The organism is Haladaptatus sp. DYF46, assembly GCF_021083305.1.
Lineage (GTDB): Archaea > Halobacteriota > Halobacteria > Halobacteriales > Haladaptataceae > Haladaptatus.
In genome coordinates this window covers 430,095-439,416 of sequence record NZ_JAJFAY010000003.1, presented here as the reverse complement: position 1 = coordinate 439,416, position 9,322 = coordinate 430,095, and the positions used below count along the sequence as shown (strand labels likewise).

General features: G+C 55.7%; 9 protein-coding genes. 5 read left to right on the top strand and 4 right to left on the bottom strand.

Features of this window, described 5'->3' with window-relative positions; all coding sequences use genetic code 11:
- Both LJF34_RS18080 and LJF34_RS18075 read left to right on the top strand, forming a co-directional pair.
- On the top strand, nt 1–214 hold a 214-nt coding region (locus LJF34_RS18080; protein ID WP_231186702.1), incomplete at its 5' end, for an integrase core domain-containing protein.
- Nucleotides 215–420: 206 nt separating this feature from the next.
- Entirely contained in the window at nt 421–1,443 is a 1,023-nt protein-coding gene (locus LJF34_RS18075; protein ID WP_231186701.1) for a threonine/serine dehydratase, read from the top strand.
- A 92-nt stretch (nt 1,444–1,535) separates the two neighbouring features.
- On the opposite strand, the gene LJF34_RS18070 is transcribed toward LJF34_RS18075, so the two are convergent.
- Complete coding sequence (locus LJF34_RS18070) at nt 1,536–2,843, bottom strand: amidohydrolase (RefSeq protein WP_231186715.1); 1,308 nt, start codon at nt 2,841–2,843, stop codon at nt 1,536–1,538.
- Nucleotides 2,844–3,215: 372 nt separating this feature from the next.
- Between LJF34_RS18070 and LJF34_RS18065 the strand changes: the two genes are divergently transcribed.
- Nucleotides 3,216–5,234: a CocE/NonD family hydrolase gene (locus LJF34_RS18065; protein ID WP_231186700.1), complete on the top strand. Its 2,019-nt coding sequence runs from the start codon at nt 3,216–3,218 to the stop codon at nt 5,232–5,234.
- A gap of 56 nt (nt 5,235–5,290) precedes the next feature.
- Here LJF34_RS18065 and LJF34_RS18060 read toward each other — a convergent pair whose 3' ends face one another.
- Complete coding sequence (locus tag LJF34_RS18060) at nt 5,291–5,482, bottom strand: hypothetical protein (RefSeq protein WP_231186699.1); 192 nt, start codon at nt 5,480–5,482, stop codon at nt 5,291–5,293.
- Between the two features lie 113 nt (nt 5,483–5,595).
- Here LJF34_RS18060 and LJF34_RS18055 point away from each other — a divergent pair, with 113 nt between their 5' ends.
- Nucleotides 5,596–6,237 (top strand): DUF4397 domain-containing protein, encoded by a 642-nt coding sequence (locus LJF34_RS18055; protein WP_231186698.1) that lies wholly within the window; start codon nt 5,596–5,598, stop codon nt 6,235–6,237.
- Nucleotides 6,238–6,649: 412 nt separating this feature from the next.
- Here the strand turns inward: LJF34_RS18055 and LJF34_RS18050 are convergent, their stop codons facing one another.
- The gene (locus LJF34_RS18050; RefSeq protein WP_231186697.1) at nt 6,650–7,066 is read right to left on the bottom strand and encodes a VOC family protein; all 417 of its coding nucleotides are present in this window, start codon (nt 7,064–7,066) and stop codon (nt 6,650–6,652) included.
- Nucleotides 7,067–7,381: 315 nt separating this feature from the next.
- Nucleotides 7,382–8,659 carry a transposase gene (locus LJF34_RS18045; RefSeq protein ID WP_231186696.1) on the bottom strand — a complete coding sequence of 426 codons (1,278 nt, stop codon included), beginning with the start codon at nt 8,657–8,659 and terminating at the stop codon, nt 7,382–7,384.
- Between the two features lie 38 nt (nt 8,660–8,697).
- On the opposite strand from LJF34_RS18045, the gene LJF34_RS18040 reads away from it, so the two are divergent.
- The gene (locus LJF34_RS18040; protein ID WP_342765883.1) at nt 8,698–9,276 is read left to right on the top strand and encodes a MaoC family dehydratase; all 579 of its coding nucleotides are present in this window, start codon (nt 8,698–8,700) and stop codon (nt 9,274–9,276) included.
- Nucleotides 9,277–9,322 lie beyond the last annotated feature (46 nt).

Below are 9,322 nucleotides of genomic sequence, written 5' to 3'. Positions count from 1 at the left end.
TGGGTTGCGCGGTCGGCTCGACTACACCGAGCGAAACCTGATCGAAAAGTGGTTTCACACGCTCAAACAGCGGATCGACCGCTTCCATACGTCGTGGGTGGGCAGTCGGCCCAGCGTCCAGCAGTGGCTTGAACAGTTTGTACATTACTATAACCATCAGAGACCGCACCAATCGCTTGACAACCGAACACCTGTCGAAGAGGAGCTAAACTAGACAGTGCCAACCTTCGGGAGGCCAACGTCGCCTGATAGGCACTCTTGATACGGCATTCGGTCAACAGATAGGTTAAATGATTGATAGAGATACTGTTTCGACGGGTTATGATCGACGACCACGCTAATTTTTGGAGTAAATCTAAATGAGACGTCATCGTCCCTGTCGTGGACACTTAACTCACTTGCACTCCTATCGACGAACCGATGTCATCATACAAACCCGTCGACTCTCCGGACAAGACCACGATTTTCTCGTATCACGATCTGACACCTCCTACGACACGGGACATCTATAAGGCACGACAAACCGTAGAGCAATATCTCCCGCGAACGCCGTTAGTCCGTAGTGAGAGTCTCTCGGCTGAACTCGATGCGAACGTGTTGATCAAGCGTGAGGATACGCTACCGACACGCTCGTTCAAAATTCGGGGGTTCTATAATCTCGTCGCCGAGCTTGCGCCAGAGTTTCGTGAGAAAGGGTTGATCACGGCGAGCATGGGAAATCACGGCCAAGGGATGGCCACGGCCGCACGCGAATTCGACGTTCCGGCAACTATCGTCGTTCCTGCGACACTCGAGAATCAGACGAAGATCAGCAGTATGAAGCGGCTTGGTGCGACCGTCATCAAGCATGGCGAGGATTTCGACGACGCGCGCGAACACGCCGAACAACGGGCAGCCGAGGAGGGATATCGATACGTACACGGGGGGAATGAGCCCCACCTGATCGCCGGGCGTGCCAGTGCTGGCCTCGAAGTGATGGAGGATTGTCCGGAAGTGGATGTCGTAATCAACCCCGTCGGCGGGGGGAGCAGTGCTTCGGCCTATGCGCTTACCGTTGGCAAACTCCTCGGCGGAGACGTCATCGGCGTTCAGGCGACCGGGGCTGATGCCGTCTATCGAGCGTGGAGCGAGGGTACAATCGAGTTCCAAGAGCAAGCTGATACGTTTGCCGAGGGAATCAATATACGGACTCCATTTGCACTCCCGCTTCAGATTATGCAAGACCACCTGACGGAGATGATGGTCGTCGAGGATGACGACATACGGGCTGCCATCCGGAAACTCCTTACCGAGGATGCGGTATTAGCCGAGGGGGCAGCCGCCGTCAGCGTTGCAGCTGCCGTTCAACTGGGCGACGAACTCGCGGGGAAGACCGTCGTTCTGCCAATCACGGGAAGCAACCTCGCGGCGGGAAAACTCCGAGATATCCTCGGTGACTCGTGAAAGTATTTAACAACATCTATATAAACTTAATAGAAATTCTTGTACGCACATCTTTAGTGATTCGCAGCCCCAGGAGTGTGGCCTCGAAATACCTATGAATCTTCTTCAGAACTAGGGAGTGGATCACGATGAGCAACGGTACAAATAGCGTCGGTTAACACGTCGACCGCGATCGGTAGCGATGCTTCGTCGATATCGAAAGTCGCGGTATGATGGCCAGTTGGGTGATCAGTACCAACGATGACGTACGTTGCCAGCCCGCCCTGTTTTTGAACCGCATCCATGAGGTAGGTTGCATCCTCGCTCGCTCCGAACCGAATCGAATCGATAACGTGATCGACATCATGGTGGTTTCGTGCGCTCTCACCGACGATAGCGGCTAACTCGGGGTCGCTGTCAGCGCGCGGTGCTTGACCATCAACGGTTACATCCACCTCGCATTCGTGCATGGCCGCGGCAGCGTGAGCCGTATTCTCGAACTTCGTCTTCGTGTACTCCATTAAATGAGTAGTCTCACCACGGACCTCGGCTTCCGCCTCGATTCGCTCGGCGATTACGTTCTGCGCGGTCCCTCCCTCCACGCGACCGATATTGACCCGAGTCGTCCCATCGACATGTCGAGGAATGGCGTAGGCGTTCTGAATCGCAGTCCCGAGCGCCTGCATCGCGTTTTGGCCCTCGTTCGGTGCGAGACCGGCATGGGCGGACTTCCCCCGAAACGTGACGCTGAGGTTGCTGACCGCGAGTGGTTTGACCATTCCCGAAACTATCTCTCCGGTCGGATGATCGAGACCGACGTGGGTCGCGAACAGATAATCGACGTCTACGATGTGCTCGCTTTTCGCCATCGGACGGGCCCCTCCCGCTTTCTCCTCCGCTGGTTGGAAGAACACCTTGAACGTGCCGGAGAAGTCGCTCTCCGCGATGGCTTCCAGTATACCGAGTCCGATGGTCATGTGAGCATCGTGCCCACAGGCGTGCATGATGCCATCATGTCGAGAGCGAAACCCTTCGGCCGCCGGATGATGAGTTTCGTCGGGCGATTCTTCACGAAGGAGTCCGTCGATATCGACACGCAAAGCGACAGTTGGCCCATCGCCATGCTCAAGAACCGCAACTGCACCGGTACAGTCCTCAAGTCGGTCGAGAAACTCGGCCGGGGCACCGTCTTCACGGGCCTGTTCTCGCCAACGGTCGATTTCAGTAGCGGAGGGGACGGCCAGTCGCTCAGCGGGGTTCATCGCTTCCCGCCCCAGGTGGAGTTGGTCTACGCCGATGTATTCTATCTCTTCTGCAAGTCGAGAAGTAGTGTAAAACTCACGCCAAGCAGGTTCAGGATATTGATGAAATTCACGTCGAAGATCGGATAAACGCTCATGAATAGGGGTAGTAACCGGCATGAAATCAACCTTGGTTGTACAAATATAAATATTCTCTACACGGTCCGCTCTTCTCGATGAGACCGACGAGAAGCGACGGTACGGTATCATATTATCTAATGCTAGCGTAGTCAGCAGTATGTGTAGCGAAGGGCTGATGGTCGAAGAAGAACACGTCGAGACTGCAAGAGACACCCGCATCGGTCAAACAATTAAGTTGGCGTGGTTCCAAATGCGAACTATATGGTATCAAGTAGTACAACCAGAGACCTAAGCCATCACCGTTCTCTCGAGACGAACAGTGCCCTGCTGTTTGAGAACGTGTGGATGATTCAAAACTGACTTTGTAATAATGTTCTCATTCGTGAAAATAGTTGCCGTTTCGTCCCTCTCATGACTTCTCACGACCCACTTGGCGATGTTAGACGTCACACAGCTCTTGAAATCCCTGTCCAGTCGGAAACTGTTGTAGCAACCCGATATGAACCACTCGACAGCGATGGGCCCTCACCAGCGCTGTTGATGTATGTTCCGTATCACCAAGACGATCTCACCACATACGGTGCGTACGACCCCCTCTGTCTGTATTTTGCCAAGCACGGCTACGAGGTCATTGTCGCGGACATGCTCGGGACCGGTAGTTCGAGCGGGTTCATCGACGAACCATTCACCCGACGTGAGGGAATCGAACCAGCAGCCATCGTCGAGTGGCTCGCTGAACAGCCTTGGACTACTGGTCGAATCGGTCTCTTCGGGAAATCATACGGTGGTATTACAGCGCTAGATGCTGCGGCTCAGCAACCGGACGCTTTGGACGCAATCATCCCTATTCATACTCCCTATCAAGGATGGCGGAACGCATATTCCTACGGTGGCCTGTTCGAGTTTCTCACCATTGGGATGGACTGGCTGACACTGATGCAAGCGCTCGAAGCAAAACCAGCGAGTATTCGTGATGCGGATGGTGAGTGGCTTCCTCGTTGGCAGAATCGATTAGAACGGTCACGCGATCAACCGCCATGGCTGTTACAATTCATCGACAATGAGCCCCACGAATCCTACTGGGAGGATAAGAATATTCCCGTCGAGCGTATCGAAACCCCGACACTCGCTGTCGGTGGGTGGCGTGATCCGTACACGCAGGATACACTGGAATACTTCGAGGCCATCGATGCACCAAAGCGGTTTCTTCTCGGTCCATGGCGTCATCAGATGCCTCATCGCGGCCGTGAAAGTGCTATTAACTTCCGTCGACGAGCACTCGAGTGGTTCAACCACTTTTTGCGTGACGAAGAAAACGGAGTGATGGACGAACCAACCATCTCTTACTGGACCGAGCTTGATGGTGGGGGGTCTTCGGCTGGTCAATGGCGCGGCCGAGAGACCTGGCCGACCGTTTGTGATGAAGACGCAACGGATCGGCCAACCAATGGCGAAACGATTTATGACAAGACAGACGATTCCGTGTCATTCGCACTCACACCGACAGGACTCGTATCCCCGAGTGAATACAAGAGCGGTAAAGTTGATGCCGAATACAGATTTGATTCTACTGTCGGACAGTCCTCGATCGATCCCTACGGGGTCTCGTTCGAACCGCCAGCAACGAACGATGACGACGTACGGTCATTAACGTTCGAGACGGGTCCCCTCGATAGCCCAATCGAACTCACCGGCACTGGCAACGTGACGCTCCGACTCGAAGCCAGCGTTCCCGACCCAACTATTGTCGTTCGACTTGTGGATGTGTCACCGGATTCGCGTGGCACACTCGTTTCCCATGGAGCGATTCGAGGTAAATACCGAAAGGGCCTCGACGATCCTGAGGAAATGAAACCCGGAACCGAGTACAACATAACCGTTCCGTTCGAGCCGAAGTCTCACGTCTTCGAGGAAGGGCATTCGATTCGCGTTGCCGTCGGCTCATCTTACTTTCCGGTCTCCCTTCCGACCCCACGCCAGGGTTCGTTCATCGTTCGTTCCGCACCCGCTACTCCCGCTACTGTGTGGTTCCCTGGCCGCCAAATGAACGATGTGGAGTTTGATGACTCGATACAGATGCCACCACCTGATGAAAGAGTTCCGACGAGCGCCGAACGTGCGAACGGCAGTTCCTCGTGGACGACTAGTCGTGAGCGGGTCTCCAATCGTGTCCGGACGGTAAAACGCCACTCGTTGGACGTCGACCTCCCACACGGTCGACTTTCACGGGAAGCGACGTTTGAGGCGTCGGTTACGGCAGACGATCCATCAACCGCTACTGCTCAGAACGAAATGACGCTAAGAATTACGACGGATTTCGGTGAATTCGAGATTACTGCCAGTAACTACATTTCTACCGATCTCTGCCAGCTTGAAACTACCGTTGGACTCGATGGCGACACAATGTTCGAGCAGACATGGTGCCAGTAACAATTCTTTGACATTCGCTCCGCGCTCAAGCACGAGGATACCCCCGAGTTGAGATATTACAGTTCGCGGTTTGCACCACCGCGACCGGGCGCGGCTTCCTCGTCGGGAAGCCGGAAATGGACCTTCCCACCGTCTTTCGTGATGCGTTCGAGTTTACTCCACACCCGAACGACGCCGACCGAATGGCAGAAGAGTACCCGAATGACAGTGAGCCAACCAAGCTGGTTCGGGAAAATGATTTTTGACATACTGGACGAGTACCAGTCGGGGAATCAAAATGAAGCAAACTAGACGACAAGTGCTCAGAGCCATCGGCGTAAGCAGCATACCCATTCTCGGAGGGGTTTCGAGCGCACAGGACATGACCACCAGCCAAAACGGGAACGCGAGTCGCGTCCGGGTCATCCACGCGATTCCGGACGCCCCGGAAGTGGACGTCTATGTCGACGGAAACCGCGTCCTACAGAACGTCGCGTTCAAAGACGTCAGCGACTATCTCGACCTCGATGCTGGGAAACACACCGTACAGGTCGTGCCGGCAGGGGAAGGACAAGGAAGCGCGGTCATCGACGAGCAAGTTACACTCGATGCGAGCACCGATTATACGATTGCCGCAGGGGGGACGCTCGACAGTCCGCAGGCCTTCGTGTTCGTCGATGATAACAAAGTGCCGTCCGGTGACCAAGCGCGCTTGCGAGCGGTCCATCTCTCACCGGATGCGCCAGCGGTCGATATCGCGGCGGATGGCAACGTCCTCGTCGAAGGACTGAAATTCGGCGAGGCAAGCGAGTACGTCGAGGTTCCCGCAGGGTCGTACACCATCGAAGTCCGACCCGCAGGAAAGAACGAGGCTGTCGCCACATTCGATGTGAACCTCGAAAGTGGCACAGTGGTTTCGGCGTTCGCCGTCGGACTCCTGCAGACGAACGACAAGGCCCAATCCTTCGACCTCCTGCCGACGATAGACGCCCCGAGCGGGATGATGACGACCACGACGACGTAACGACAGCATTGCCGTGCGAAACGACATCATATTCGTTTTTGGTCAATCATCGGTGAGGATGTGGGACCCTTTGGTGCGGTGTCGAAAGGTTCGCTAACCTGATGTAACGGCATCCATGCTCCATTTCACTGACTATTTGTGGCCGCTAGTACTCGTTCGTGTGGGTTATTAGGTCTCTACGACGGTCCAACAGTTCCGACAGCGCTTCATTCCACCGTACACCTCATCGTAGTCGTGTCTGATCCCCGTGATGCACTGTCTGTCCTGGAGTACTCCCATACCAGACAGGTATCGCGACCACCGGATGACAGTTTCCCGCCGACGGGAGCGGGCGACGTCCGCTCCCATCGTTGAAATGAGACATGTGATAAAAGGTCCGCATTGGTCGGTAATCCCCCCGAGAACGACGATATTATCTCGCTTCGGCGTCCGAGGGGTGTTCGACGAGGACTATCCCGTTCCCATAGAGGTCAGTTGCGATAGCTTCGATGCCGTATGGTTGTTCGATTGGCTCGGACGTGAATTCGACACCGCGTTCACGCAGCGTTTCGTACGTCTCTCGGCAATCGTCCACCGTGAAGGCGAGCGCCGGTTGCGTCCCGAGCATTGCGGAGCGACTGTCGGCTTCCTCGCCTTCGAACCAGTCGAGCGGTTCGAGGACGATTTCCACGGTATCGTCTCGGTCGGCGGCGACGGTAACCCACCGCTGATCATCGGGTCCAAACGTCTGGTCCGCTGCTTTCTTTAGTCCGAGCTTTTCGGTGTAGAATTCGAGTGCTTCGTCCTGGTCGCTAACGATACGAGTCGTGAGGCGGAGCTTTTCGATCATTGTTTTCCCCGCCTCTGTAGAGACCGTTCAGGAGGAAATACACTCGCCTAGTGGACCGAAAGTGACCACTCGTCCCCCTCGTTCTCGGTTCTCCTGAATCAGATGGTAACCGTCTACCGGTCGGGAGTCCGTTTTAGTATGCTCTCGGTCGAGTATCGATGTGTACTATGAGCGAGACCAATAGACGGCTCGTTGCTGGCTGGCATGGGCGATACTTCGAGGACTTCGCCGTGGGTGACGTGTTCAAGCACCCGTTCGGACGAACGTTGACATCCTCCCCGCGCTCAAGCACGAGGATTCCCCTGATTTGGGATATTAGGGTTCGCAGTTACAAACCTGTTCTCGCGGGACAAACCGACCCTCGCTGCAATCGAACAAGCGCACCGCTGGCTGTGCCAACCAGCCGTTATCCCTATCTCCCCCATCACAGGCGAGATTCGGGAGTACTTTTCGTCTGATGTTCTCCGCACCATTACTATCGGCGTTCGCAACCAATCCACACTCACACACGTACAACCCTCGCAGGACGCGCTGGCGGTCGTCAGACCGACCACACGCTGAGCACGTTTTCGACGTATTGCGCTCGGATTTCGTGACGACTGCAATACCGCGTTCCTCCGCTTTGTACTCAAGCATCGACGTGAAACGGTCGAACGCCCATCCATGCAAGTCGAGATTGCCGTGTGTGCCCCAATTGCGAGCGTCGCCGTTCTCGTCCTCGCGGATACCGCCGAGGTCACCAACAACGATCGTCCCGACACCTCTTTTGACAGACTCGGATACGATATCCTTCGAGAGTGTGTGCAAGAAATGTCTCCGGCGGTCGGTGCGCTTGGTGTCGAGACGGCGGGCTTCGCGTGACGCCGAATCGTCCGTCTCGGCGCGCTTCTTGGCGAAGTAGTACTCGTCTTCTTTGAGCGCCCCACCGGGATAGAGCACGGACTCATCGCCGTACGAGACGGTGGCGAGGTTGCAGATACCAAGGTCGATGCCTGCCACGCCATCACCAAGTGATTTGGGTTCGTCAATCGAGACGCGACAGACGAAATGCAACCGCCAGATGCCGTGTTCGTATACCGCACGAACCTGCTGAACGTTCTCGATGGTTCGGCCTGACGGGCAGATGGCATCGTACTCACACAGAACAAAGTCCGACCACTCCTCTTTGAGGTTCTTGCCTTTCGAGAGACGGACTCGGTTGTTGTGCCTGTCGTGTTTGAAGCCCGCGGCTTTGAACGTGATTGTTGACCGTGGGTGGTCGTCGTTGTATTTGCGGTAGCCGGGCGGATTCGCGTTCGTGTCCCCGTTTCGGCGCTTGCCGTACCAACTTTCGAACGCCTCACCGAGTTCTTGGAGAACTCGTTGACTCGACTGAGAATGGAGGTCGGCGTAGCGTTCGTGGTTCTTGAGGTAGGCCATAAGCGCGTTCGCGTTGGGAATCTGGCCGCAGGCGTCCCAGACACGTTGGGCCGTCCATCGGCCAACGTTCCAGAGCTTGCTGGCGGCGAATCCGAGCGAATCGAGGTCGTTGCGTACCTGCGAGTAGTTGCAGATACGGGCGCGATAGGTTCGCGTAACGACCTGTTTCACCATACGTAACCTATGTCATCACAAATACTTATATCTACGTAGTGCGGAGTGAAAGTGGAACAACCCGTGGAATATCCAGCCCTGCTATCGGCGGCAGTTGCCGAGCACTTTGTCGGATTCATCCCCGCCCTAAAGGGCGAGGCTTTCTCCTTGAATCTCCCGTAACCGAAACAGACAACGTCTGGTTCACAAACGTCACGATGAACCTCAACCCGATGCACTTCAACGAAACATACGCCGCCGAGACGGAGTTCGGCGAACGGCTCGTCGACGGGACGTTCGTCATCGCCCTCGCGGTCGGAATGAGCGTCATCGATATCTCGGTCAACGCGACGGCAAATCTCGGCTACGACGAGGTTCGCCATCACGCTCCCGTTTTCCACGGTGACACCATCTTCGCGGAGAGCGAAGTAGTGGACAAGCGTGAGAGCGAATCACGCGAGCACGTCGGAATCGTCACGACGGAGCTCCGTGCTTTCAACCAGGACGGCGATTTGGTTCTCTCACTCGAGCGTACGCCGATGGTCCTCAAACGAGCGTTCGCGCAACCGAGCGCGGAATCACCTCCGGGGTGGCCCGAGGGCGTTGGAACGCAACCGGACGACCTCGACTCATCGTGACTCTGACCATAAGTGACGCCCGGTCGGAATGAAAATATCGGACTCG